The organism is Streptomyces sp. NPDC056224 (assembly GCF_042267665.1).
In the GTDB taxonomy this organism is placed as follows: Bacteria; Actinomycetota; Actinomycetes; order Streptomycetales; family Streptomycetaceae; genus Streptomyces.
The window spans coordinates 14,806-40,559 of record NZ_JBHJTK010000036.1 but is presented as its reverse complement, the minus strand read 5'-3'; the positions used below and the strand labels follow the sequence as shown (position 1 = coordinate 40,559).

The 25,754-nt window shown below is 72.5% G+C and carries 21 protein-coding genes; 11 read left to right on the top strand and 10 right to left on the bottom strand.

Going from position 1 to position 25,754, the window contains the following annotated elements; all coding sequences use genetic code 11:
• Nucleotides 1-33: 33 nt before the first annotated feature.
• Nucleotides 34-612, bottom strand: coding sequence for a GtrA family protein (locus ACFCZ1_RS29840; RefSeq protein WP_376681405.1), 579 nt, complete (start codon nt 610-612; stop codon nt 34-36).
• A 200-nt stretch (nt 613-812) separates the two neighbouring features.
• On the opposite strand from ACFCZ1_RS29840, the gene ACFCZ1_RS29835 reads away from it, so the two are divergent.
• The 4 genes from ACFCZ1_RS29835 (at nt 813) to ACFCZ1_RS29820 (ending at nt 4,887) form a co-directional block, all read left to right on the top strand.
• Nucleotides 813-1,952 (top strand): 5-(carboxyamino)imidazole ribonucleotide synthase, encoded by a 1,140-nt coding sequence (locus ACFCZ1_RS29835; RefSeq protein ID WP_376681382.1) that lies wholly within the window; start codon nt 813-815, stop codon nt 1,950-1,952.
• The gene (gene purE / locus ACFCZ1_RS29830) at nt 1,949-2,485 is read left to right on the top strand and encodes a 5-(carboxyamino)imidazole ribonucleotide mutase (RefSeq protein ID WP_376681381.1); all 537 of its coding nucleotides are present in this window, start codon (nt 1,949-1,951) and stop codon (nt 2,483-2,485) included. Before ACFCZ1_RS29835 ends, purE begins: the two co-directional genes overlap by 4 nt.
• On the top strand, nt 2,482-3,660 hold the full coding sequence (locus ACFCZ1_RS29825; RefSeq protein ID WP_376681380.1) for a dipeptidase: 1,179 nt from the start codon (nt 2,482-2,484) through the stop codon (nt 3,658-3,660). The genes purE and ACFCZ1_RS29825 overlap by 4 nt, the downstream gene beginning before the upstream one ends.
• Before the next feature lie 156 nt (nt 3,661-3,816).
• A complete protein-coding gene (locus ACFCZ1_RS29820; RefSeq protein ID WP_376681379.1) occupies nt 3,817-4,887 on the top strand; it encodes a membrane dipeptidase in 1,071 nt (356 codons plus the stop codon).
• Nucleotides 4,888-5,065: 178 nt separating this feature from the next.
• Here ACFCZ1_RS29820 and ACFCZ1_RS29815 read toward each other — a convergent pair whose 3' ends face one another.
• Entirely contained in the window at nt 5,066-6,409 is a 1,344-nt protein-coding gene (locus tag ACFCZ1_RS29815) for a UDP-glucose dehydrogenase family protein (RefSeq protein WP_376681378.1), read from the bottom strand.
• Between the two features lie 195 nt (nt 6,410-6,604).
• Between ACFCZ1_RS29815 and ACFCZ1_RS29810 the strand changes: the two genes are divergently transcribed.
• The 3 genes from ACFCZ1_RS29810 to ACFCZ1_RS29800 all read left to right on the top strand — a co-directional run bounded on the left by ACFCZ1_RS29810 (nt 6,605) and on the right by ACFCZ1_RS29800 (nt 9,768).
• Nucleotides 6,605-7,762 (top strand): acyl-CoA dehydrogenase family protein, encoded by a 1,158-nt coding sequence (locus ACFCZ1_RS29810; RefSeq protein ID WP_376681377.1) that lies wholly within the window; start codon nt 6,605-6,607, stop codon nt 7,760-7,762.
• A gap of 129 nt (nt 7,763-7,891) precedes the next feature.
• Nucleotides 7,892-8,533 carry a hypothetical protein gene (locus ACFCZ1_RS29805; protein ID WP_376681376.1) on the top strand — a complete coding sequence of 214 codons (642 nt, stop codon included), beginning with the start codon at nt 7,892-7,894 and terminating at the stop codon, nt 8,531-8,533.
• Nucleotides 8,534-8,685: 152 nt separating this feature from the next.
• Nucleotides 8,686-9,768: a sugar phosphate nucleotidyltransferase gene (locus ACFCZ1_RS29800; protein WP_376681375.1), complete on the top strand. Its 1,083-nt coding sequence runs from the start codon at nt 8,686-8,688 to the stop codon at nt 9,766-9,768.
• A gap of 114 nt (nt 9,769-9,882) precedes the next feature.
• Here ACFCZ1_RS29800 and ACFCZ1_RS29795 read toward each other — a convergent pair whose 3' ends face one another.
• A complete protein-coding gene (locus ACFCZ1_RS29795; protein WP_376681374.1) occupies nt 9,883-11,217 on the bottom strand; it encodes an LCP family protein in 1,335 nt (444 codons plus the stop codon).
• A gap of 105 nt (nt 11,218-11,322) precedes the next feature.
• Here ACFCZ1_RS29795 and ACFCZ1_RS29790 point away from each other — a divergent pair, with 105 nt between their 5' ends.
• Nucleotides 11,323-11,859, top strand: coding sequence for an acyl-CoA thioesterase (locus ACFCZ1_RS29790; RefSeq protein WP_376681373.1), 537 nt, complete (start codon nt 11,323-11,325; stop codon nt 11,857-11,859).
• A 44-nt stretch (nt 11,860-11,903) separates the two neighbouring features.
• On the opposite strand, the gene ACFCZ1_RS29785 is transcribed toward ACFCZ1_RS29790, so the two are convergent.
• Nucleotides 11,904-13,421 carry an LCP family protein gene (locus ACFCZ1_RS29785; RefSeq protein WP_376681372.1) on the bottom strand — a complete coding sequence of 506 codons (1,518 nt, stop codon included), beginning with the start codon at nt 13,419-13,421 and terminating at the stop codon, nt 11,904-11,906.
• A gap of 177 nt (nt 13,422-13,598) precedes the next feature.
• On the opposite strand from ACFCZ1_RS29785, the gene ACFCZ1_RS29780 reads away from it, so the two are divergent.
• Nucleotides 13,599-14,624: a glycosyltransferase family 2 protein gene (locus tag ACFCZ1_RS29780; RefSeq protein ID WP_376681371.1), complete on the top strand. Its 1,026-nt coding sequence runs from the start codon at nt 13,599-13,601 to the stop codon at nt 14,622-14,624.
• 63 nt (nt 14,625-14,687) lie between these two features.
• Here the strand turns inward: ACFCZ1_RS29780 and ACFCZ1_RS29775 are convergent, their stop codons facing one another.
• From ACFCZ1_RS29775 to ACFCZ1_RS29760, 4 genes are all read right to left on the bottom strand, one after another.
• A complete protein-coding gene (locus ACFCZ1_RS29775) occupies nt 14,688-16,382 on the bottom strand; it encodes an LCP family protein (RefSeq protein WP_376681370.1) in 1,695 nt (564 codons plus the stop codon).
• A gap of 62 nt (nt 16,383-16,444) precedes the next feature.
• On the bottom strand, nt 16,445-18,184 hold the full coding sequence (locus tag ACFCZ1_RS29770) for an LCP family protein (RefSeq protein ID WP_376681369.1): 1,740 nt from the start codon (nt 18,182-18,184) through the stop codon (nt 16,445-16,447).
• Nucleotides 18,185-18,408: 224 nt separating this feature from the next.
• Entirely contained in the window at nt 18,409-19,626 is a 1,218-nt protein-coding gene (locus ACFCZ1_RS29765; protein WP_376681368.1) for an LCP family protein, read from the bottom strand.
• A 232-nt stretch (nt 19,627-19,858) separates the two neighbouring features.
• Nucleotides 19,859-20,608: a TIGR03089 family protein gene (locus ACFCZ1_RS29760; RefSeq protein ID WP_376681367.1), complete on the bottom strand. Its 750-nt coding sequence runs from the start codon at nt 20,606-20,608 to the stop codon at nt 19,859-19,861.
• Nucleotides 20,609-20,746: 138 nt separating this feature from the next.
• Here ACFCZ1_RS29760 and ACFCZ1_RS29755 point away from each other — a divergent pair, with 138 nt between their 5' ends.
• Together ACFCZ1_RS29755 and ACFCZ1_RS29750 are read left to right on the top strand one after the other, a co-directional pair.
• Nucleotides 20,747-22,135 carry a peptidoglycan recognition protein gene (locus ACFCZ1_RS29755; RefSeq protein ID WP_376681366.1) on the top strand — a complete coding sequence of 463 codons (1,389 nt, stop codon included), beginning with the start codon at nt 20,747-20,749 and terminating at the stop codon, nt 22,133-22,135.
• Nucleotides 22,136-22,355: 220 nt separating this feature from the next.
• Entirely contained in the window at nt 22,356-23,357 is a 1,002-nt protein-coding gene (locus ACFCZ1_RS29750; protein ID WP_376681365.1) for a DNA-3-methyladenine glycosylase family protein, read from the top strand.
• A gap of 63 nt (nt 23,358-23,420) precedes the next feature.
• Here ACFCZ1_RS29750 and ACFCZ1_RS29745 read toward each other — a convergent pair whose 3' ends face one another.
• Nucleotides 23,421-24,737, bottom strand: coding sequence for a coenzyme F420-0:L-glutamate ligase (locus ACFCZ1_RS29745; protein ID WP_376681364.1), 1,317 nt, complete (start codon nt 24,735-24,737; stop codon nt 23,421-23,423).
• Complete coding sequence (cofD, locus tag ACFCZ1_RS29740) at nt 24,734-25,720, bottom strand: 2-phospho-L-lactate transferase (RefSeq protein ID WP_376681363.1); 987 nt, start codon at nt 25,718-25,720, stop codon at nt 24,734-24,736. Before cofD ends, ACFCZ1_RS29745 begins: the two co-directional genes overlap by 4 nt.
• Between the last annotated feature and the right edge of the window lie 34 nt (nt 25,721-25,754).

Sequence of the window (25,754 nt, the reverse complement as noted above, 5' to 3'; positions counted from 1 at the left end):
GGAGCGGGCCAGTCCGGTCGGGCGACCGGCGGGCTAGGTGTTCGCGGGCGCGGGGATCGGGCTGGGCACCGGATCCGGCAGCGGATCGGGCATCGGGTCCGGACCGGGCTCGGGCCGGGGCAGCGGCGCCGGATCGGGCATCGGCTCGGACTGCTCGAACCGCGTCGCGGCCACGGGCAGGGCCCTGAAGACCCAGGTCCGGTAGGACCAGAAGCGGAAGACGGTGGCGGCGGCGATGCCGATGAACTTGAACACGTTGCTGGCGACCTGACCGTCCCAGCCGAGGCCGTAGGTGGCTGCGTACAGCACGCCGTTCTCGATGACCAGGCCGATGCCGCTGAAGACGGCGAACAGGGTCAGCTCGCGGGTGCGGCCGCTCTGGGCGCGGTCCCGGTAGGCGAAGTAGCGGAAGCCGAGGTAGTTCGTGGCGATGGCGACGACGGTCGCTATCACGCTCGCGCGCACCACCTGGAGGTCGGTGGTGCTGCGGATCAGGTTGAAGACACCCAGGTTGACCAGCACACCCAGACCGCCGACCGCCCCGAACTTGGCGACCTCCCGAACGAGACCGCGTACGCGTTCGAGAACCGATCCGTCGCCCGGCGTGCTCATCTGAATGGCCAGTCCCTGTCGGTCGCCGCCCCGCGCGGGGCGTCCGGTCTTCTCCGTCAACCCCCACATGGTAAGTGTCCCCCCTGTGGCCCGTGTGTGCCTTCGGGCAGCGTGCGACGCACGGCACACCCGGGCTCCGCCGACGGGTCCTGGCCAGGGTCACGTCCGGATGGCGGAATACCGCCGGATACCCTGGAGGAGTGACGTTCCCGGTAGTCGGCATGGTCGGCGGCGGACAGCTCGCCCGCATGACCCACGAGGCGGGTATCCCCCTCGGCATCAGATTCAAGATCCTCAGTGACACCCCACAGGACTCGGCGGCCCAGGTCGTGAGCGACGTCGTCATCGGCGACTATCGCGACCTGGAGACGCTGCGCGCCTTCGCGCGCGGCTGCGACGTGATCACCTTCGATCACGAGCACGTACCCACCGAGCACCTCAGGGCCCTGGAAGCGGACGGCGTCCCCGTCCGCCCGGGGCCCCACGCGTTGGTGCACGCCCAGGACAAGGGGGTGATGCGCGCCAAGCTCGACGAGATCGGCGCGCCCAGCCCCCGCCACCGGATCGTGCGCGATCCGGCGGACGTGGCGGCCTTCGCGGACGAGGTGGGAGGCTTCCCGGTCATCCTCAAGACGGTGCGCGGCGGATACGACGGCAAGGGCGTGTGGTTCGTCCGCACCCCCGACGACGCGGAGGCGCCCTTCAGGGCGGGCGTCCCCGTCCTGGCGGAGGAGAAGGTCGAGTACACCCGCGAGCTCGCGGCCAACATCGTCCGCTCCCCGCACGGCCAGGCGGTGGCCTACCCCGTGGTGGAGTCCGTCCAGGTGGACGGGGTCTGCGACACGGTGATCGCCCCCGCCCCGAACCTCTCGGAGGAGCTGGCGGGCGAGGCCCAGGCGCTCGCCCTGCGCATCGCCAAGGAGCTCGACGTGACCGGCCACCTGGCCGTGGAGCTGTTCGAGACCGCCGACGGCCGGATCCTGGTCAACGAACTGGCCATGCGCCCGCACAACAGCGGCCACTGGACCCAGGACGGGGCCGTCACCTCCCAGTTCGCCAACCACGTACGGGCGGTCCTGGACCTTCCGCTGGGCGACCCGCGCCCGCGTGCCCGCTGGACGGTCATGGCGAACGTACTGGGCGGGGACTACCCCGACATGTACGCGGCGTACCTGCACTGCATGGCCCACGACCCGCAGGTGAAGATCCACATGTACGGCAAGGACGTGAAGCACGGCCGCAAGGTCGGCCACGTCAACACCTACGGCGACGACCTGGACGATGTGCTGGAGCGCGCACGCCACGCTGCCGACTACCTCAGAGGAACGGTCACCGAATGAGCACCTCCGCCGCTGGTCCCGTCATCGGCATCGTCATGGGCTCGGACTCCGACTGGCCGGTCATGGAGGCCGCCGCCCAGGCCCTGGACGAGTTCGAGATCCCGTACGAGGTCGACGTCGTCTCCGCCCACCGGATGCCGCGCGAGATGATCGAGTACGGGGAGCAGGCCGCCGGCCGCGGCCTCAAGGCGATCATCGCGGGCGCCGGCGGCGCCGCCCACCTGCCCGGCATGCTCGCCTCCGTCACCCCGCTGCCGGTCATCGGCGTCCCGGTGCCGCTGAAGTACCTCGACGGCATGGATTCGCTGCTGTCGATCGTCCAGATGCCCGCCGGGGTTCCCGTCGCCACCGTCTCGGTTGCCGGGGCGCGCAACGCGGGCCTGCTGGCCGTACGGATGCTGGCCGCGCACGACACCGAGCTGCTGGCCCGGATGCGCGACTTCCAGCAGGAGCTGAACGACCAGGCCACCGAGAAGGGCAAGCGGCTGCGGACGAAGGTCGCGGGCGCGGACTCCTTCGGGTTCGGCAAGTGAGCGCGGCGCAGCGCCTGGACGAGGCGCGAGAGCTCCTGGCCGAGCACCCCGTCGTGGACGGCCACAACGACCTTCCCTGGGCGCTGCGCAAGCAGGTCCGCTACGACCTGGACCAGCGGGACATCGCCGGCGACCAGTCGGCGTACCTGCACACCGACATCCCGCGGCTGCGGGCCGGCGGGGTCGGCGCGCAGTTCTGGTCGGTGTACGTGAGCACCGAGCTGACCGGCGACGAGGCGGTCAGCGCCACGCTGGAACAGGTGGACGTGGTGGACCAGCTGATCGCCCGTTACCCGGGCGACCTGGTGCGGGCGCTGACGGCGGACGACATGGAGGCGGCCCGCGCCGACGGCCGGATCGCCTCGCTGATGGGTGCCGAGGGCGGCCACTCGATCAACAACTCGCTCGCCACCCTGCGGGCCCTGCACCAGCTGGGCGTGCGGTACATGACGCTCACGCACAACGACACCATCGACTGGGCGGACTCGGCGACGGACGAGCCCCGGCACGGCGGTCTCACCGACTTCGGCCGCGAGGTCGTCCGGGAGATGAACCGCGTCGGCATGCTGGTGGACCTCTCGCACGTGGCGGCGACGACGATGAGCGACGCGCTGGACGTCTCGGCCGCGCCCGTGGTCTTCTCGCACTCCTCGGCGCGTGCGGTGTGCGACCACCCGCGCAACATCCCGGACGACGTGCTGGAGCGGCTCCCGGCCAACGGCGGCGTGGCGATGGCCACCTTCGTGCCGAAGTTCATCCTCCCGGCGGCCGTCGAGTGGACGCTGGCCGCGGACGCGAACCTGCGGGCCCACGGCTTCCACCACCTGGACACCACGCCCGAGGCGATGGCCCTGCACCGGGCCTTCGAGGCGCGGCGTCCGCGCCCGGTGGCCACGGCCGCCACCGTCGCCGACCACCTGGACCACATGCGCGAGGTGGCCGGGGTCGACCACATCGGCATCGGCGGGGACTACGACGGCACGGCCTTCACCCCGTCCGGGCTGGACGACGTGGCGGGCTACCCGAACCTGATCGCGGAGCTCCTGGCGCGCGGCTGGTCGAAGGCCGACCTGGCCAAGCTGACCTGGTCCAACGCGGTACGGGCGCTGCGCGACGCGGAGGCGGTTGCGCGGGACCTCTCGGCGTCCCGGGGCCCGTCCAACGCGGTGATCTAGCGGGGGCGGGGCGGGGCGGGGCGGCTACGGCGGCCGGGTGTGACCTGCTGACCTGCGGGTCACACCCGAATGCCACATCTGCCGGGCGACCCGGGCGCCCCACATGTCACGGTGGCACCATCTCTCCCTGCTGCCGCCGAGACCGGAGCGAACGCCATGGCCGACCTGCAGGACGAACCCCACTCAGTGGGCATCGGAGCAGAAGACGTCCCCGCACCGTCCGATACGGCGGCCTGCGCCCTCGAACGGGCCGCCGCGCTGCTGTCCGTGCATCCCGTCGCCGACGGGTGCAACACGCTCGTCTGGACGCTGCGCCAGAGCCCGTACCACGACATCGACAAGCCGGGGGACAGCGGAGTCGACACCGACCTCCCCCGGCTGCGCGCGGGCGGAGTCGGCGCGCAGTTCTGGTCGCTCCTGACCCCGCACGGGGCGGGGACCCCGACGGGCCAGGTCGTCTCCGACACCCTGGAACAGATCGACGTGGCGCTGGCCCTGATCCGTCGCTACCCGGACAGCCTCTGCCTGGCGCTGACCGCCGACGACATGGCCGACGCCCGCAACCGCGGCCGGATCGCCTCGTTCCTCGGCCCGGTGCCCGGCGAGGCCGTGACCGACTCCCTGGGCCCGCTGCACGCCTTCCACGCGCTGGGCGTACGCATCCTCGCGCCCGCCGGAGCGCCCTGGGCCCAGCAGGACCTGACGGCCTTCGGCCACGAGGTGGTCCAGGAGGCCAACCGGCTGGGCATCGTGCTGGACCTGACCGGGTGCCCGCCCACGGCGGCCCGTCAGATCGCGACCGCCTCGAAGGCCCCGGTGGTCGTCTCGAACACGGCGGCCGCGGCCCTGAACCCGCACCCGGGCAACGTCACGGACGAGGTCCTGCTCGCGCTGCGGGAGGCGAACGGCCTGGCGATGGTCACCTTCGACGCCACGCGGACCGGTGACTCCCTGCACGCGGTGGCGGACCACGTCGACCACGTCCGCGCGGTCGCGGGTCCTCAGGGTGTCGGCCTCGGCGCCGCCTTCGGCACCGAACGGGGCACCTCCCGCCCGACCGGCCTGACCGACCCCTCGGGCTACCCCCATCTGATCGCGGAACTCCTGGACCGGGGCTGGCCGGAAGCCGACCTGGCCCTGCTGACCTGGGGCAACGCCCAACGGGTCCTCCGCGACGCGGAATTCACCTCCCGCGCCGCCCACCACCGCCGCAGCCCCTCGTCCTGACCACGCCCCCCGCACGACCCGGCCCCGGCGGTCCTCCCCGGCTTCGCGCCGCCGCGCCGCCCTCGGGCCGTCGCGGCCGGGCCCCGCCGGGGTCCGGGGCGCCGGCCCCGTCCGAGGAAGGGGCGGGCCGGGGAACGGCCCCGCGCCGCGGCCCGGTGGCCGGCCCGCGGCCGGGCGGCTACGCGCGAGGGCGGCCCATCGCCCGGTACGTCCAGCCCTCGGCGCGCCAGAGCTCGGGATCGAGCGCGTTGCGGCCGTCCAGGATCAGCCGGTCGGTGACGACGCGGCCCAGCTCCGCCGGGTCCAGGTCACGGAACTCGCGCCACTCGGTCAGGTGCAGGACGACCTCCGCGCCGCGCGCCGCCTCCAGCGCTGAGTCCGCGTACCCCAGGGTGGGGAAGACCCGCCGGGCGTTGTCCATGCCCTTGGGGTCGTAGACGGTGACCTGGCCGCCCTGGAGGTGTATCTGCCCGGCCACGTTCAGTGCGGGGGAGTCGCGTACGTCGTCCGAGTCCGGCTTGAAGGTCGCGCCCAGGACCGCGACGCGCTTGCCGAGGAAGGACCCGCCCACCGCCTCCCGGGCCAGCTCCACCATGTGTCCGCGGCGCCGCATGTTGATGGAGTCGACCTCGCGCAGGAAGGTCAGCGCCTGGTCGGCGCCGAGCTCACCGGCGCGCGCCATGAAGGCCCGGATGTCCTTGGGCAGGCAGCCGCCGCCGAAGCCGATCCCGGCCCGCAGGAACTTCGCGCCGATCCGCTCGTCGTAGCCGATGGCCTCCGCCAGCTTCACCACATCACCGCCCGCGGCCTCGCACACCTCCGCCATCGCGTTGATGAACGAGATCTTGGTGGCCAGGAAAGAATTGGCGGCGGTCTTGACCAGCTCGGCGGTCGGGAAGTCGGTGACCACCAGCGGGGTCCCCTCCGACATCGGCGTCCCGTACACCTCGCGCAGCAGCTTCTCCGCGCGCTCGCCCTGTACGCCGATCACGATCCGGTCGGGGTGCAGGGTGTCCTGCACCGCGAAGCCCTCCCGCAGGAACTCCGGGTTCCAGGCGAGCTCCACGTCCGCGCCCGCCGGAGCCAGCTCCACGAGCTTCGCCGCCAGCCGCTCCGCCGAGCCCACCGGTACCGTCGACTTGCCGACCACCAGGACCGGGCGCGTCAGGTGCGGGGCCAGTGAGGCCATCGCCGCGTCGACGTAGGACATGTCGCAGGCGTACTCGCCGTGCTTCTGCGGAGTGTTCACGCACACGAAGTGGACGTCGCCGAACTCCCCGACCTCCTCCCAGGAGGTCGTGAAGCGCAGCCGCCCCGTCGAGCCCGGCAGCCCGGCCACGTGCGCGGCGAGCAGCTCCTCCAGCCCGGGCTCGTACATCGGCACCCGGCCCGCCGCCAGCATCTCGATCTTCTCCGGCACCACGTCCAGCCCCAGCACCTCGAAGCCCAGCTCCGCCATCGCCGCGGCGTGGGTCGCGCCGAGGTATCCGGTGCCGATCACAGTGATCCTGAGGGGGGCCATGGGTGCTCCAGAGGTGCGGGGCCGTTTGCGGCCACTGAGCATAGTCGGGCCCACCAGGGGGGACGTTCCCCAGGAGCACCACCGCTGTCACGCAGCTCACGTAGGCCGTCCATATCGCCATCCGTGACCGGGCGACTAAGATTGGGTTACTTAACGGTAGTTAGCATCACGCATCACCCTGGGGAGTGAGAGATCTTGGCGGGTTCTGCCGACTTCGACCTGTACCGCCCGGCCGAGGAGCACGACATGCTCCGCGAGTCGGTCCGCTCGCTCGCCGAGGCGAAGATCCTCCCGTTCGCCGCCGCGGTCGACGAGGAGTCCCGCTTCCCGCAGGAGGCCCTGGACGCCCTGGTCGCCAGCGACCTGCACGCCGTCCACGTGCCCGAGACCTACGGCGGCGCCGGCGCCGACGCCCTCGCGACCGTGATCGTGATCGAGGAGGTGGCCCGCGTCTGCGCCTCCTCCTCCCTGATCCCGGCCGTCAACAAGCTCGGCTCGCTCCCGGTGATCCTCTCCGGCTCCGAGGAGCTCAAGGCCAAGTACCTCGGCCCCCTGGCCAAGGGCGACGCGATGTTCTCGTACGCGCTGTCCGAGCCGGACGCGGGCTCCGACGCCGCCGGCATGAAGACGCGGGCCGTGCGCGACGGGGACTTCTGGGTCCTCAACGGCGTCAAGCGCTGGATCACCAACGCGGGCGTCTCCGAGTACTACACGGTCATGGCCGTCACCGACCCGGAGAAGCGCTCCAAGGGCATCAGCGCCTTCGTCGTCGAGAAGGGCGACGAGGGCGTGTCCTTCGGCGCTCCGGAGAAGAAGCTCGGCATCAAGGGCTCCCCGACGCGCGAGGTCTACCTCGACAACGTCCGCATCCCCGCCGACCGCATGATCGGCGCCGAGGGCACCGGCTTCGCCACCGCGATGAAGACCCTCGACCACACCCGCATCACGATCGCCGCCCAGGCGCTCGGCATCGCGCAGGGCGCCCTGGACTACGCCAAGGGCTACGTCCAGGAGCGCAAGCAGTTCGGCAAGCCGATCGGCGACTTCCAGGGCGTGCAGTTCATGCTCGCGGACATGGCCATGAAGATCGAGGCCGCCCGCCAGCTCACGTACGCGGCCGCGGCCAAGTCCGAGCGCGTCGACGGCGACCTGACCTTCTTCGGTGCCGCGGCCAAGTGCTTCGCCTCCGACGTGGCCATGGAGGTCACCACGGACGCCGTCCAGCTCCTCGGCGGCTACGGCTACACCCGTGACTACCCGGTCGAGCGCATGATGCGCGACGCCAAGATCACCCAGATCTACGAGGGCACCAACCAGGTCCAGCGGATCGTCATGGCCCGCAACCTGCCGTAACCCGGGTCTGACCTGCGTCGACGCGAACGCCCCCGGCAGCCCGCCGGGGACGTCCGCGTCGGGGGCGGCGGGCTGGGCTGTGCGCCGATCCAGTCGTCGGCGCGTGGGGTGGGGCGGGGAAAGATGTCCGTGGAACGCGAGATATCCGGTCTGCTGCGGCAGATCGCCCACAAGGACGTCATCGAGATCGGCCCCTCGTCCGCCCTGGGGCGGATGGCGGCCCTGGCCCACGTGGCGGAGCACTACGGCTTCGAGTACGGGCGCACGCACCGGACCGGGCACAAGAAGCAGCTGGCCCTGGTCGAGATGTACCGGGACCCCGGCCCCGGGGTTCGCGCCCGCCAGGCCGCCACCGTCGCCGCGTACCCGCAGGCGGGCAACGGCGGCGCGGTGCCCGGGCTGTGCCAGGGGTCCTTCCGGCCCCTCCCCGAGGCGGCCGACGCCGTCGCCCGGGTCAAGGACCGGATCATGTTCGACGCCCTGTCCTCCCACGCCGCGGACGGTGGCCGAAAGACGGTCGGCTACGGGATGTGCGTGGTCCTGGCCCTCGCCCTGCTCGTGTCCGGGAAGTCCTTCGTCGCGCTGGCCGGCGGAGGCGTGTCGGCGGCGTTCCTGGCCGGCGCGTTCAAACTGGGCGACATCCGCCGACAGCGGATCGCCCGGCGGCTGACGGGCGCCGGATTCGTCCCGGTACGGGACGGGCGCGGCAGGCAGAGCTTCCTGCGGCCCGGGCAGCAACTGCCCGGCCACGCCAATCCGTTCGCCCCCTGACCGGGCGAACAACACACTCATTTCATGACACACCGAGCGCGGCGTCCGCATGCGTGCGCGCGCCGGCAGACGCATCCGGCACCGGCCTCCGGGCGCCCCCGGATGGGCTAAATTTGGACCTTCGTACGCCGGAATCGGTTGGGGAGAACGCAATGACGGAAGCGATCCTGCTGGTCGGCGGACAAGGGACGCGACTGCGCCCCGTGACGGTGAACACGCCCAAGCCGATGGTCCCCACAGCAGGCGTCCCGTTCCTCGCCCACCAGATAGCCCGGGCCGCCGCTGCCGGGGTCACGCACATCGTGATGGCCACCTGCTACCTCGCCGAGGTCTTCGAGCCCTACTTCGGCGACGGATCCGAGTTCGGCGTCCACCTGGAGTACGTCGTCGAGGACGAACCGCTCGGCACCGGCGGCGCCATCCGCAACGCCGCGCAGCTGCTCACGGGCGGCCCGGACTCCGCCGTCCTCGTCTTCAACGGCGACATCCTCACCGGCCTGGACATCGCCGGCCTCGTGGCGTCCCACGAAACGGCCGACGCCGACGTCTCGCTGCACCTGGTGCAGGTCGACGACCCGCGCGCCTTCGGTCTGGTCCCCACCGACTCCGAGGGGCGGGTACTGGCCTTCACCGAGAAGCCGCAGACCCCCGAGGAGATCATCACCGACCAGATCAACGCCGGCTGCTACGTCTTCCGGCGCAGCGTCATCGACTCCATCCCGGCCGGCCGCCCGGTCTCCGTCGAGCGCGAGACCTTCCCCGGTCTGCTCGCCTCCGGGGCCAGGCTGCACGGTGTCACCGAGAACACGTACTGGATGGACCTCGGCAAGCCGGAGGCCATCGTCCAGGCCTCCGCCGACCTGGTCCGCGGTGTGGTGTCCTCCCCGGCCGTCCCCGGACGGCGCGGCGAGTTCCTCGTGCTGCCCGGCGCCCAGGTGGCCGCCGGGGCCAAGCTGTCGGGGGGCACCGTCGTGGGCGCCGGCGCCCGGATCGAAGCGGGGGCGGTCGTCCAGGGCTCCATCGTGCTGGAGGGCGCGTTCATCGGCCCCGACGCGCAGGTGAGCGCCGGCCTGATCGGTGCCCGTGCCTCGGTGGGCGCGCGGACCGTGCTGGACGGCGCCGTCATCGGCGACGACGCCGTCGTGGGGGCCGACAACGAACTCCGCGCGGGCGCCCGGGTGTGGTGCGGGGCGCAGCTGCCCGCCGCCGCCATCCGCTTCTCCCCGGACGCGTGATCCCGGACGCGTGATTCCGGCCATCTGATGCCCGGCCATCTGATGCCCGGGCGTCCGATGCCGGGCATCTGATCCCGGGCGCCCGGAGGCCGGGCGCCCGTCGGTCCGGTCCGGTCAGTTGCCGCGGACGGTGACCTTCTCGTCGTTCTGGATCTGCTTCACCAGCTGCTGCACCTTCGCCTTGTCCCACACGAGGTTGCCGCCGCGCTGGCCGGAGATCGGCATGTTCATCGAGACGCCGTCACCGCCGTTGACGCCCTTCATCGCGAAGAACATCTGGCCCATGTCGTACAGGCCCATGTCCTTGTCCACGATCAGCGTGTCCAGGCCCGCGCCCAGCAGCGGGTACAGCTCGAACGGGTTGAGGACCGTGGACGGGGTCGCGGCCTGGCCGGCGAGCGCCGACAGGAACTTCTGCTGGTTCTTCGTCCGCTGCAGGTCCGACTCGGCGAAGGCGTACCGCGTCCGTACGAAGGCCAGCGACTGCTCGCCGTTGAGCGTCTGCTTGCCGGCCTTGAAGTCGGCGCCCGACTTCTCGTCCTTGAAGCCCTCCTCGATGTCCAGCTCCACACCGCCCAGCGCGTCCACGATGTTCGCGAAGCCGGCGAAGCCGATCTCCGCGTAGTGGTCGATGCGCAGGCCCGTGTTGTGCTCGACCGTCCGGACGAGCAGCTCGGGGCCGTCCTCCGCGTACGCCGCGTTCAGCTTCACCCGCCGCCCCTGGGCGGGGAACTTCTTGCCCGACTCGGAGCCCACGAAGGACGGGATCTCCACGTCCGAGTCGCGCGGCAGCGAGATCATCGTGTTCCCGCTGGAGCACTTCGCGAGGATCATCATCGAGTCGGTCCGCTTGCCCTCGGCCGAGCCCGTGTGGAGCTTCTTCTTCTCCTCGTCGGACATCCCCTCGCGGCTGTCGGAGCCCACGATCAGGTACGTCGTGCAGTCGCCCTCCTTCGGGCGCTCGACGACCTTGGAGAGGTCCACCTCCCGGCGCACCTTGGAGTCGGCCCAGAAGTAGGTGGAGACCGAGGTCACCACCAGCGCGGAGACCAGCGCGATCGAGCCGATCTTGATCCGCTTGCGCCAGTCCGGCGCCGGGCCGGGCGCCCGCCCGGGGCGCCCGGGCCCGCCGGGCCCCGAGGGCGGCTGCGCGGGCCCGCCGGGCCCCGCGGGCGAGCCGTAGACCTGGCCCGTGTTGTAGCCGCTGTCGTAGCCGCCGTAGGTGTCGGGGCTCTGCGTCTGCTGCGGGGGCACACCCGGTGCGGGCGGCTGCGTTCCGGGCCGCCGGGCGGGCGGCGGGACCGCCGGGCGCGCGGGCTGCTGCCGCTGGACGTGCCGCATCCGCTGCGGGCCCTCGGGCTGCGCCTGCGCGCTGCCGCGTCCGTACCCGTCGTCACGGCGGCCACGCTCGTCGCGGTCGCCGCTCCACCCCTCTGGCCAGTCATTCATGCGCCAAGGATGCCTGCCCGGGCGCGTCGTCCGACAGCCCGGGGGGCCATCCGTACCGCGGCTGTTGCAGAGCTGATGCCTCCGATACGCATCTAAGGTGTCCGTATGACACAGATACCGGGCGAGCTGCCCGGGAAGCCGACCGCGGCCTCCCGTACGACCCTCAGCCACATCATGACCGCCAACGACACCAACCTCCTGGGCACGGTGCACGGTGGCGTGATCATGAAGCTGGTGGACGACGCGGCGGGGGCCGTGGCCGGCCGCCACTCCGGTGGCCCCGCGGTCACCGCGTCCATGGACGAGATGGTCTTCCTCGCCCCCGTGCGCGTCGGAGACCTCGTGCACGTGAAGGCCCAGTGCAACTGGACCGGCCGCTCCTCCATGGAGATCGGCGTACGGGTCCTCGCGGAGCGGTGGAACGAGTCCACCCCCGCCACCCAGGTCGGCAGTGCCTACCTCGTCTTCGCGGCCGTGGACGCCGAGGGCAAGCCCCGCCCGGTTCCGCCCGTCCTCCCGGAGACCGAACAGGACGAGCGCCGCTACCAGGAGGCCCAGATCCGCCGCACGCACCGGCTCGCCCGCCGCAAGGCGATCATGGCCCTGCGCGAGGAGCGGGCGGCCCAGGGCTTCGACGAGTGACGGCCGCCGGGCTCCGCGGCCCGGCGCCACTGTGACGACAGGGTCTAGCTCCCGCAGACCACGTCGCCGCCCGTGACCACCCCGGCGGCGCCGCCCTGGTACGGGTCCTCCGCACGAACCGGCACCACCTTGCGGTAGTCCGAGCCCGCGACCACCGTCACCGTCCGCCCCTGGCCCGGCACCGCCCGCAGCTCGCTGCCCGGCAGCGCGCTCGCCACCGACCGGGCGGAGCGGTCCCAGCGCGGGTCGTAGGCGACCACCGTGCGCTTGACGTCGCGGCCGGCGCCGTTGCCGGGGGCCCCGGTGGTGTCGAAGCCGGTGGCGCGCAGCGCCGCGTCGACCCGGCCGCCCAGGCCGTCGATCCGGGTCCCGTTCTCCACCTGGACGCGGATCTGCTGCGGGGGCACGTCCACCGCCACCGCCGCCGGCCGACCGCCGGGCTTCCCGGGCCGGGCCGGGGCGAGCGGACGGTCCTGCCGCAGCGCCTCGAACAGCTTCGCGGCCTTCGGCTCGTCCCACTTCACCGTCGAGCCGATGCCCTTGACGGGGTACGAGGGGTCGCCGACGGGCACGGAGGCGAACTCCGAGGACGACGGGGTGAAGTCCCGCATGGCCTGTCCCAGTGCGAGCATCTGCTCCGAACCGAAGCCCGTGTCGGCCCGGACCGAGCCGAGCAGCGTGGAGCTGACCTGCTTGAACTTCACCGGGTTGAGCAGCACCCCGCCGGCGGTCGCCTGCTGGATCAGGGCGGCGACGAACCGCTGCTGGCGCTGCATCCGGCCGAGGTCGGAGGCCCCGTCGACATGGCGCGAGCGTACGTACTGCAGGGCCTGCCCGCCGGTCAGCCGGTGGGTGCCGGGCAGCAGGTCGAGGCCGGTGTTCGCGTCGCGCATGGTCTTGGCGGTGCAGATCTCCACGCCGCCGACCGCGTCGACCGTCTTCATGAAGCTGGTGAAGTCGACCTCCAGGTAGTGGTCGATCTTCACCCGGGTCATGTTCTCGACGGTCCGTACGGTCAGGTTGGGCCCGCCCTCCGCGTACGCGGCGTTCAGCTTCACGGGGTGCCCCTTGTGCGGCTTGCCGCTGTTCAGGTCCTGGTGCTCGGGGATCTCGGCGTAGCTGTCGCGGGGCAGGCTGACCACGCTCGCCCGTTCGCGGTCCGCCGACAGGTGGACCAGCATGATCGTGTCGGTGCAGTGGCAGGGCGCTCCGCCGAGGCGGTACTCGCGCCTCTCCTCGGGGCTGATCTTCTCCCGGCCGTCCGTGCCCACGAGCAGGAAGTTCAGCCCGTGCCCGGCCTGTGGGCGGTTCTTCATGTCCTTGAACGGGTCCACCCGCTCGATCCCGGTGTCCAGCCCGGTCATCACGGCGTGCCCGACGGCCCCCGAGCCCAGCACCACCACCGACAGCCCGGCCGCGATCCGCACCCCCCACCGGGGTCTGTCGCCCCGGCGCCGGGCCGTACCGCTGCCCGTACCGCCGTCCGGACCGCCGCGCCGTGCGCGCCGCGGCTGCGGCTGGGGCGGCCTGGCGGGACGGGTGGGGCGGTGCGGCTGGGGCACGGTGGACACCTCCGCGGGGATCAACGGGAGCCCCGGTCGACGGACGGGCCAGATCGGTCTGATTCGTCAGAACAGTAGGCCCATACGATCAGCGTCTGTCCGTACCGCTCACTCGGCGCGCACCCGGTTCCCCCGTACGCGGTAACGTGACACCGATACCCGACCTTGAAGGACCACATGCCCGCCCAGCAGCCCGCAGTCTCGGTGATCATGCCGGTGCTCAACGAGGAGCACTACCTCCGCGACTCCGTCCGCCACATCCTGGAACAGGAGTACGCGGGCGAGATGGAGGTGGTGATCGCGCTCGGGCCGTCCACGGACCGCACCGACGAGATCGCCGCCGAGCTCGTCGCCGAGGATCCCCGAGTCCACACCGTCCCGAACCCCACCGGCCGGACCCCGGCGGCCCTGAACGCCGCCATCAAGGCGTCGCGTCACCCGATCGTGGTACGCGTCGACGGCCACGGCATGCTCTCGCCGGACTACATCGCCACCGCCGTCCGCCTCCTGGAGGAGACCGGCGCGCAGAACGTCGGCGGCATCATGCACGCCGAGGGCCAGAACGCCTGGGAGGACGCCGTCGCCGCCGCGATGACCTCCAGGATCGGCGTCGGCAACGCGCCCTTCCACACCGGCGGCCGGGCGGGACCGGCCGAGACCGTCTACCTCGGCGTCTTCCGCCGCGAGGCGCTGGAGCAGCAGGGCGGCTACAACGAGGAGTTCATCCGCGCCCAGGACTGGGAGCTGAACTTCCGCATCCGTGAGGCCGGCGGTCTGATCTGGTTCTCGCCGGAGCTGAAGGTCCAGTACCGCCCGCGGCGTTCCGTACGGGCGCTGGCCAAGCAGTACAAGGACTACGGCCGGTGGCGGCACGTGGTGGCCCGCTACCACGAGGGCTCCATCAACCTGCGCTACCTGGCCCCGCCGACCCTGGTCTGCGCGATCGCGGCCGGCGTGGTCGTGGGCGTGACCGTCAGCCCGCTGGGCTTCGCCGTCCCGGCCGGCTACCTCGCGGCGATCGCCGCGGGATCCGTCCCGGCGGGCAAGGGCCTCTCCCTCAAGGCCCGGGCGCAGATCCCGCTCGCCCTGGCCACCATGCACCTGTGCTGGGGCTACGGCTTCCTGACGAGCCCGCGCTCGCTCGCGGACAAGCTGATCGCGAGCCGCCGCCCGGCCGTGCAGCAGAACGCCCCGCAGGCCTGAGACGCACGAAAGGGGCCCGGCGGCAGCAACCACTGTGCCGCCGGGCCCCTTTCGTGTAAGCGCCTACCAGGTGAAGCCCGGCTGGATCGGCATGCAGGCCTGATCGTTGTCGCCGTTGAGCGCGTGGGCGGAGTCCGGCGCCTTGGTGGGGGCGGCCGGCGGCGGGGTCGGCGCGTCGCCGGTCCGCCAGTCCTTGCCGACGAACAGCGTGATCCCCGGTACCTCGTCGGACTTCTGCACCGAGGAGGCCGGCAGGCCGAGCGCGGTGGCCACGACGGCGGCGTCGGCCGCCTGCCCGTCAGTGGCGAAGCGGATCACCGTGGTGTCCTCGGCCCCGGTCTGGACGTCGGCGGTGGCCTTGGTGAAGCCCCTGCCGGTCAGCAGTGCGGCGACGTCGCCCGCCCGGCCCTTGGCCTTGGCCTGGGCGCCGTCCTTGCCGCCGGTGGCGTTGCGGACGGAGACCGCGATCTTCGCCGGGGCGGACGCGGGAGCCGTGGTCGGGGCGGCCGGGGGAGCCGTGGTCGCGGAGGCGGCCGCCCCGGGGGAGGCGGCATCGGTGGGCGTTCCCGATCCCTTGCCGTCGAGCGCGATGTCCTCGCGGACCATCCGGAACACGGCCTCGGCCTCGCCCGCCATGGGCTCGACCCGTCCGTCCATGCCGGGCTTGGTGCTGTAGACCCACGGCATGGTGGTCATCGTGATCCGCCCCGGGGGGACCTTCTTGAGCTCCATGCTGAGGTCGTACAGCTTGTCGATCTTGTTCAGGCCGGGGTCCACGACCATGGCCTCGATCGCCGCCTGCGCCAGGCTGTTGAGTTTGACCGGGTTGGTGAGCTTGGCGTTCTTGCGGAACTCGCGGGCCATCGAGTTCATGTACTGGTGCTGGGCGTGGGTACGGCCGATGTCGGTGCCGTCCTCGAAGCCGTAGCGGGTGCGCAGCCACTGCAGGGCCTGCTCGCCCTGGATGACGGTCGTGCCCTTCTCCAGCTTCAGGCCGGAGCCCTTGCCGTCGCGGGTGCGGGAGTGGACGTTCTGCTCCACGCAGACCGGGACGCCGCCGATGGCGTCCGCCATCGAGACCACGCCCTTGAAGTCGATCATCATGAAGTGGTCGATGGGTATCTTCGTCAGCTCGGTCCAGGCGGCGACCGTGCAGCCCGGTCCGCCGCGCTGGAGCGACTCGTTGGTCTGGACGAGCCCCTTGCTGGCGGCGTGCACCTTGCCGCTGGGCTCGGTGCACTTGGGCATCATCAGCATCGTGTCGCGGGGCATCGACACCACGGACATGTTGCTGCGGTCCGCGGACAGGTGCAGCAGCATCTGCACGTCCGCCAGCGGCGGTCCGTCGAAGGTGTCCGTCGCCCCGCCGAGGGCCTGGTTCGCCGGGTCGTCGCGCGCGTCGGAGCCGATGAGGAGGATGTTCAGCGGGGTCTGCCCGAAGGCGTTGGGCTTGGAACCGCCCAGTTTGGTCTCGCCGAGGTTCAGCGGGTCCGTCTTGATGCTGCCGTTGAGGTGGCGGTAGTACAGGTAACCGGCCGCGCCCGTCCCGAGTATGAGCAGGGACAGTACGGAGGCCACCCAGCGCAGCACGCGCCGGCGGCCCCGCCTGCCGGGACGGCCGGCCGCCGCCTGTCCCGCGGTCCGGGACCCGTCCCGCGGCGGGGGCACCGAGCCGCTCGCGCCCGTGCCACCGCCGGATATGTCGTCGGCCGTGTCGTCGGCGGCGGCCCCCTCCCCGCGCACGCTGCTGTGCCTCACGCGTACTCCCCCTAAAGATCCTGATTGCTCGGCATTGTGCCGGTACTGCCTGCTACGGCCCGTTATTTGGCGCAGACGGCCTTGTCGGCCTGGGCCTGCTGGACGTCCTTGGGCAACTCCTGCGGAACGGGCGGCGCCAGCGGGGCGCCCGGCTGCTGGAAGTCCGGGCCCAGCGTCAGCTTCATCGGCGTCTTCGCCCCGGCGTCGGCCGTCCCCATCTTCATCGCCGAGGACGACAGCCCCATCATCTCCGCCAGCGCCCGGGCCTGGTCGGCCTGGTTGGGCGCGTACTCCAGCTGCGTGGCCCCGACCTTCGCGGGCGCGTTGCCGAGGTTGCTGGCCTTGGGCACGCCCTTGGTGATCTGCAGCCACTTCAAGGTGGTGGAGGCGGAGCCCGAGGGGCCACCGCCGTTGTAGACGGCCACCCGGACGTCCGCGGCGGGCGCCTTGTTGCCCTGGAGCAGCGCGTCCTGCTTGGCCTTCGTGTCCGCGTCGGCCGACTCCTTCGCGGCCTGCTCCTTCTTCTCGACCTCGGTGAGCGAGACGTCCCCCCGGATCATCTGCAGCAGCGGATCGGCCAAGGCGTGATCGACGACGACGGTTGCCTTCTTGCCTACCGGTTCGGCCGGATTGTCGACCACCGGCAGGGTGGTGAAGGTGATGTTCTTCGTGTCGATGCCCTTCAACTCGCCCGCCAGATCGGTGAGTTTGCCGATGGACCCGATCCCCGAGTCCACACCCAGCGATTTGGTGGCGGCCTCCGCGAGGGAGAGGAACTTTTTGGGGCTGGTCAGCGTCTCCTTCGACTTCATCTCACGCATCATCGAACCCAGGAACTGCTGCTGGATCCTGATCCGGTCCAGGTCGCTGTTGTTGCCGAAGCCGTGCCGGGTGCGGACGAAGGCGAGGGCCTGTTCGCCCTCCAGCCGGTGTTCGCCGGCGTCCAGTTTGAGGTGGGAACCCTCTTCGTCGTTGACGGCCTTGTCCAGGCACACCGGTACTCCGCCGACCGCCGTGCTCAGCGTCTTGACGGCGTTGAAGTCGGCCATCATGAAGTGGTCGACCTCGATGCCGGTGAGTTCCTTGACCGTCCGCATGGTGCAGCCCGCGTCGCGGCCCTCCTGGCCCAGGCTGGTGTTGAAGCGGGTGCCCTTGGTGGGGGGGATCGTCTTCGTCGATCCGTCCGGCTGCTTCGTCGGGCAGGACGGGATGTTGGTGATCAGGTCGCGCGGGATGGACAGCGCGGTGGCGTTGGAGCGGTCCTTGGCGACGTGGAAGAGGATCGTGGTGTCGGCGTGGCCGACGCTGTCCTTGTCCCCGTAGCCCTCGTTGCCGGCGCCGCTGCGCTTGTCGGTGCCGATGACCAGGATGTTGATGGCCTGGTCCTTCTTGAAGCCGCCGGTGCCCGCGCCCGCGATGTCGGTGACGCTGAGGTTGCTGTTCAGGTGGTCGTAATAGAGGTACCCGCCCACCGCCCCGGCGACCAGCAGGAACGCCAGCGTCCCACCGGTGATGACCAGCGCCTTCTTGCGGCGCCCGCCGCCCGCGCCCTTGCGGGAGCGGCCGGTGCGCCGGCCGGGCGGCCCGTCGCCGCGCCGCGGCTTCGGTACCGAGGGGGAAGGGGAAGGGGAGGGGGCGGTGGGCGCCGAGGGCGCCGCCGCTCTGCGGGGGGCGGTGACTCTGGGCCGCTGCTGCTCTGCGGAGTCGGCCAGTCGCAGTTCGTAGTGACCGGTGCGGGGGTTGAGCACCCACTGGTCTGCGGGGTCGATCTCGTCGGCCCGGCCACGGCTTTGCGCATCCACGGTTGCTCGAATCCTCCGTCGGTGCCTCGCGACGCGCCTCCCCCAAGGCGCACGGTCAACGATCCGGCTGCTGGTGCCCGGCCTCTGGTCCGGCCGGGGCACCGGATCGCTCACCTTATCCGTCAGCTTCGGCTGCAAACCATGCTGGTGACAAATTCCACTCCCCTTATAACGGGGCGAACTGCCCATCCCGCTCGGTTCGGTCACCGGCTTTTGGGATTGCTTTACCGGCAGTCGGCGACTCCCGCCGTCGTCCCGGTAAAGGTGGGGACGGGTGCGGGGGACGTGGCGGTTCCCCCGGTCCGCTCGTCCGGCGTGCCCGTCCTCGCCGCGCTCGGGGTGGACTCGACCGGCGCGATCCCGCCCTCGGGCTTCGGCGGGGCGACCGTCACCGGCCTGTCCGTCCGCAGCTGCTCGAACAGGCGCGCCGCGTCGGGCTCCACCAGCTCGTCGCGGTTCGGGTTCCCGGAGTACGGACGGCGGGGCACGGTCAGGAACTTGACCTGATCGGTCGGTATGTCCCTTACGCCCCGTACGAGTTCGTACAGGCCGCGCAGCGACGCCAGCCCGGGGTCCGTGGTCACCGAGGAGGTCGCCGCGTCCAGCAGCGGATACAGCCGGGCCGGGTTCAGCAGCACCCCGTTGCTCTGCACCTTCCTGACGAGCGAGCCGAGGAACTGCTGCTGGCGCTCCATCCGCTCCGTGTCGCTGCCGTTGCCCAGGCTGTAGCGGGCGCGCACGAAGCCGAGCGCCTGCTCGCCCCTGAGGGTCTGGCGCCCGGCGGGCAGCCGCAGCTTGGCCTCGGAGTCGTCGACCGGCCGCTTGAGGCAGATCTCCACCCCGCCGATGGCGTCGACCATCTGCTTGAAACCGCCGAAGTCGATCACCATGTGGTGGTCGATCCGGATCCCGGTGAGCTTCTCGGCCGTACGGATCGTGCAGGCGGCCCCGCCCCACTGGAAGGCCCAGTTGAACTGCGCGAACTGCGCGCGGGTGCGGCTTCCGTCCGCCATCAGACAGGCGGGGACGTCCGCCATCAGGTCCCGCGGTATCGACACGGCCGTCGCGCTCTGCCGGTCCGCCGGCAGGTGCAGCAGGATCGTGGTGTCCGAGCGCTGCCCGCCCTGGTCCTGCCCGTACCGGGCGTTGTCCTTGCCGGAGCGCGAGTCCGAGCCGATCAGCAGGATGTTCTGGGCGCCCCCCGCGAAGTGCGCCGGGCGGTCGCGCTCGTAGCGCCGCAGCTCGGCCGCCGCCGAGGTGTCCTCGGTGATGTTCCCGTCGAGCTTCCTGTAGAGCCACCAGCCGGTGACGGAGCCCGCCAGGACCACGCAGCCCGCCCCGGCTCCGATCCAGCGCAGCAGTCGGCGCCGGCGGCTGCGCGGAGGCCTCGGGGCGCCTCCGGCGGTCTCCGTTCCGCCTGGTATGCCTGCGCTGTCCGTCACTGGCGTCGTCCCCTCGCCGCTACGACCGCGGGCCGTACGGGTGAGTGCGGCCACTGCCGATCCTGCCCCTGGGCTGCGGGAGGGGCCCGGGGGCAGGGGCGTGTCTAGGGCCGTGTGGGTGACAAATCGCCCGTTCCCGCTGTTGAGCAGACCGGGTGACCGGCGGGAGGACGGCGGGAGGACGGTGGGCGGACGGCGATCGGGCGGGGATCGGGCGGGGATCGGGCGGCGGTCAGACCGTGTGGGTGACGCGCTCGCTCTCGATCCGCTGCGCCAGCGCGTCCTTCGCCAGCCGGTCAAGATTCCGGCACAGCACCACGGACCCGCCCGACGCCAGAGCGGCGTACAGCCCGGCCGAGAGGCCGTCCCACGTGTCGTAGCCGAGTCCGCTCAGCACCCGGGAGCCCTCCCCGAGGCCGAGCCTCGTCGCGTCCTCACGGGCGCGGTCCGTGAGCTCCGCGTACGAGAGCTCCTCGCCGCCGACGACCAGCCCGGGGCCCTCGGGGTCCACCGGCGCGAACGGCGCGAAGCGGTCGCCCTGCCCCGGCACCTCCACCGCGTAGTCCGCGAACCCGGCCGGCGGCTGCGGGAACCGTCCGCCCAGCGGCCGCAGCGCGAGCGCCACGCGCTCCCCGGAGCAGGCCCGGGCCTCCTCCAGCGAGTCCGGCCCGCTGACGACGAGGTCGGCACCGGCCGGGTCGCCGCCGACCTCGGCGACGACTCCGACCGAGGCGCAGGCGAGCAGCCAGGCGGCGCTCTGCCAGTGCGCGGGCAGCATCAGCGCGAGCCGGTCCCCGGGCCCGGCGCCCAGGTCGCCCTGGAGCAGGTTCGCGGTCTTGGCCACCCAATTGGCGAAGGTGGCGACGGACAATTCCACGCGCTCGCCCGTGGCGTCGTCGTAGAAGGTGACGAGCGGGCGGCCCGGATCGGCGGCGAGCGCGGATCGCAGCAGGTCGGCAGGGGTGCGGTCAGTGGAGTTCACCCGGCACAGATTACGCGGGCCCGTCCTCCGTGCGGCGGCCCGCGGCTGCGCCGTACGGGGGAGGGGTATCGGCGTGTCGCAGACGGAGCGTCAGTTCCCGAATGGCGCCGGGCGCCGCGGCTACTCACGATCCTTTTCATGCGTGGATTCCTTGCTTCCTCGATCGGCGTCGTGACGGCTGCCGCACTGGCCCTTCCCGTCGCGCTTCCCACTCCGGCCCTGGCCGAGGCCTCCCCCGTCACCCCCGCCGGGACCACCCAGTCGCTGCCGCTCGTCCCCCTGGGACCCTCGGCGGACCGGACCCCCGGCCTCCCCGGCACGAGCACCTCGCCCCGCCTTCCCGAGGCGCAGGGCCTGGCCGCACGCGAGGTCAAGACGTTCTCGCTGGTCGGCGTCGTCTGGGATGACGCCGCAGCCGAGCTCCACGGCCGGGTCCAGGTCCGTACCCGCTCCGTGAAGACCTCGGCCTGGTCCGGCTGGCAGGACGTCGAGACCCACAACAGCGAGCACGCGGCCGACCCCGACGCGGTGGAGCGGGCCTCCGGCCGGGTCCGCGGCGCTACCGCCCCGCTGTGGGTGGGCGAGTCCGACGGCGTGGAGGTCCGCGTCCAGGCGGAACCGGCGGCCTCCTCCCCCCGCGCGCCGTCCCGGCTCCCCACGGGCATGCGGATCGAGCTGGTCGACCCGGGCGCGGAGGTGCCCGGCGCCGGGCCGGACGGCAAGAACGGCGGGCCCCTGGGCGACGACAAGGGCGAGCTGGGGGCGCCCGGCCTGACGATGGAGATGGCCGAGGCCTCCGCGGCGAACCTCCCGCACGCCGAGCTGGGCGCCAACGAGATCATCGCCCTCGACAAGGCCGACTCCACCGCCGACGCGATCTACGCGAGCGAGGGCGAACTGAGCGCGGCGGCCGCCCCCTTCATCGGCCCGCGCCCGCGGATCGTCACCCGCAAGGGGTGGGGCGCGGACGAGGGGCTGCGCGAGAAGGGCTTCGTCTACACGAACACCGTGAAGGCGGCCTTCGTCCACCACAGCGCCTCCGGCAACAACTACGCCTGCAAGGACGCCCCGGCGGTGCTGCGCAGCCTGTACCGCTACCACGTGCTCAGCAGCGGCTGGCGCGACTTCGGTTACAACTTCGCCGTCGACAAGTGCGGCACGGTGTACGAGGGCCGCGCGGGCGGGGTCTCCAAGCCGGTGCTCGGCGCCCACACCATGGGCTTCAACACCGACAGCATGGGCGTCGCGGTGCTGGGCACGTACACCTCGACCGCGCCCCCGGCGGCGGCGGTCGACGCGATCGCCCGCCTCACGGCCTGGAAGCTCGGCCTCTTCGGCAGGGACCCGCGCGGGAAGACGACCCTGAAGTCGGGCGGCGGCAACCTGTACGCCAAGGGCACGAACGTGAAGATGAACGTGATCTCCGGCCACCGCGACGGCTTCGCGACGGAATGCCCGGGCAAGAAGCTCTACGGCAGACTCCCGACGGCCCGCACCTCCTCGGCAAGGCTCCAGGGCCGCCCCTAGCACTGTGACCGGCAGCGGCCACCGGGTCGCGGCCCCGGCCAGCCCTTCCGGCCACAGCACCAGCCTCGGGCGGTCGGCGGTCGGCGGTCGCGGTGGTGTCCGGGGCGCGTCGCCGCCGGGATCGCCCGGCCGGCGATCCCGGCCCCGCCGCACCTCCCGGCGGCGGCCGGGGGAGAAGGGGCGGGGCGGGGGAGGGGCCCCGCAGGGCTACGCTCAAGGTATGGCCGGCCGCTTCGATCCCCTCACCCGCGCCGCAGTCCGCGGCGGGCGGACCGACGTACCCCCGGCAGACGGCAAGAGGGCCGGCGCCGGCGCCAGGGAACGCCGCTGGACCCCCGACGGTCCCGTCGACCTCGGGCTCACCCTCGGCCCGCTCAGACGCGGCCCGGGCGACCCCACCTTCCGCACCACCCCCGACGGCTCGGTCTGGAGGGCGACCCTGACCCCCGACGGCCCCGCCACCCTCCGCCTGGGCGGGCGGCCCGGCCAGGAGGTGCACGCCGAGGCCTGGGGCCCGGGCGCCGACTGGATCCTCGAACAGCTGCCCGCACTCCTCGGCGCCGGCGACGACCCCGCCGTCTTCGTCCCCCGCCACCGTCTCGTGCACGCCAGCCACCGCCGCCGCCCGGGCCTGCGCCTCACCCGTACCGGCCTGGTCCTGGAGTCCCTGATCCCCACCGTGCTGGAGCAGAAGGTCACCGCCGACGAGGCCTACCGGGCCTGGCGCCGCCTCGTACACCAGTACGGCGAGCCCGCACCCGGTCCGCAGGACCTCGGCCTCCGCGTCATGCCCACCGCCCGGACCTGGGCGATGATCCCGTCGTGGGACTGGCACAAGGCCGGGGTCGACGCCAAGCGCTCCGCGGCGATCGTCCGGGCCGCCCGCGTGGCGAACCGCCTGGAGGAGGCGGCCGGCATGGCGCTGCCGGAGGCTGCGCGACGGCTGGAGGCCGTCCCCGGCATCGGCCCGTGGACCTCCGCCGAGACCCTTCAGCGCAGCAACGGCGACCCCGACGCCGTCACGACCGGCGACCTCCACCTCCCCGGCATCATCGGCTACGCCCTCGCCGGGGACCGCGACGCCGACGACGCCGCCATGCTGGAGCTCCTCGCCCCGTACGCGGGCCAGCGCCACCGCGCCGCCCGCCTCATCCTCCTCGCGGGCCACACGCCGCCCCGCCGCATGCCCCGCATGCCCCGGACGGACATCGGACGGCTGTGACAGCGCCAACAGCGCCAACAGCACCGAGAGCGCCAACAGCGCCCGCGGCGCCGACCGTCCCGGCTACCGCACCTCGATGAAGTCCGCGGCGGACCGCGCGGGCCGCTCCCGCGGCGGCTCCGCCGCGTGACCCACGGCCACCGCCCCCATCGGGTCCCAGTCCTCCGGCAGCCCCAGCACCTCCCGCACCACGTCCCGGCAGAACATCGTCGAGGACACCCATGCCGAGCCCAGCCGCTCCCCGGCCAGCGCCACCAGGAAGTTCTGCACGCCCGCGCCCGTCGCGACCACGAACATCTCGCGCTCCGCCGCGTCCCGGCGGGCGTGCCCGTAGTCGTGCGCGCCGTCCGTCACCATGCACGGCACCACCAGGTACGGCGCGTTCCGCAGCACCTCGCCCCGCCGCACCCGCTTGGCGATGGACTCCTCGGACTTCCCGTCCGCCCGCAGGTCCGCGATCCACGCGTCGCGCATCGCGTCCAGCAGCCGTACCCGTGAGGCCTCGGACTCCAGCAGCACGAACCGCCAGGGCGTCGTGTGGTGCGGGGCGGGCGCCGTCACGGCCGCCGCCACCGCCCGCCGTACGGCGCCCGGGTCCACCGGCTCGGCCGTGAAGGCCCGTACGGTACGGCGCTGCGTCACGGCCTCGCGCACCGCCTCCGAGGTGCCCAGCCGGAACATGTCGTCGGCCGGTGTGCGCACGATGTCGCGCGCCGAGGAGCCCTCGCCGAGTACGTGGGCCAGCCCGCGTACGACGGCCACCGGCAGCCCGGCCGCCTTGCCCTTGACCAGGTCGCCGGCGGCGGCCAGCTCGTCCGCGGTCGCCACGACCGTCGCGCTCAGGGCGTTTCCGTGCGCGTCCGTGCCTCCCCGCAGGTCGTCCAGGACCCGCACCCCGGCCGAGCCGATCGCCACGTCCGTGAGCCCGGTGCGCCAGGGCCGCCCGAAGGTGTCGGTCACGACCACGCCCACGTCCACGGAGAGGGCATCGCGCACCCCCGCGCGGATCGCGGCGGCCGAGGCGTCCGGGTCCTCGGGCAGCAGCAGGACGGTGCCGGGGGCGGTGTTCGAGGCGTCCACGCCGGCGGCCGCCATCACCAGGCCCTGCCGGTTCTCGACGATCCGCAGGGGGCCCCGGCGAGCGACGACGCGTACGGTCTCCGCGTCGATGGCGTCCTCGCGCGAGTCCGCCGCGACGATCCGTCCCTCGGCCTTGGAGACGATCTTCGAGGTGACCAGCAGGATGTCCCCGTCGCGCAGGTCGGGCGCGGCCACCGTGATCAGCTTCGCCAGGTCGTCGCCCGGCCGGACCTCGGGTATCCCCTCGACGGCCCGCACCTCGTAGGAGGGAACGGGTGCGGCGGCGTGCGCGTCGGTCACCGGGAGGCCTCCGCCAGCTCCAGCGCCGCCCGGGCCATCTCCGCGGTGGCCGCCAGGTCGGTCATCATCAGCGGCACCGCGCGGCAGGTGATCCCCGCGGCCTCGACCTCGGCGACGGCGTCCGCGTCGGCCGTGTCCACCAGCCAGCCGTCGAGCAGCCCGCTCCCGTAGTGGCGGGCCACCGCGGCGGCCGTGGCCTCCACGCCCACCGCGGCCAGCACCTTGTCCGCCATGCCGCGCACCGGCGCGCCGCCGACGATGGGGGAGAGGCCCACGACCGGCGCCCCGGCGGCGGCCACGGCCTCGCGGATGCCGGGAACGGCGAGGATCGTCCCCACCGAGACCACCGGGTTCGACGGCGGGAAGATGATCACGTCGGCGGCCGCGAGGGCCTCCAGCACGCCCGGCGCGGGCTTGGCCTGCTCGGCCCCGACGGGGACGACGGCCTCCGCGTCCACCGCGGCGCGCAGCCGGACCCAGTACTCCTGGAAGTGGACGACCCGCCGTTCTCCCCCAGACTCCGTCTGGGAGGAGCCCCCGGTGTCGGGGTCGGTGATCGCGACGTGGGTCTCGACCCGGTCGTCGGACATGGGCAGCAGTCGTACCCCGGGCTGCCAGCGGTCGCACAGGGCCTCGGTGACGGCGCTCAGCGGGTAGCCGGCGCCGAGCATCTGCGTACGGACGATGTGGGTGGCGAAGTCACGGTCGCCGAGGCCGAACCAGGTGGGCCCGACCCCGTACGCCGCGAGTTCCTCCTTGACGGTGAAGGACTCGTCGCTGCGGCCCCATCCCTGGTCCTCGTTGATGCCACCGCCGAGGGTGTACATCACCGTGTCCAGATCGGGGCACACCTTGAGCCCGAACAGGTGAATGTCGTCACCGGTGTTGCCGATGACCGTGATGTCCGCGTCGGGGACCGCGGCCTTGAGGCCGCGCAGGAACCGGGCGCCGCCTATACCGCCGGCCAGAACAACAATGCGCATGCAGGCAGTCTGTCAGCCGCGGGCCGTCGTCGAG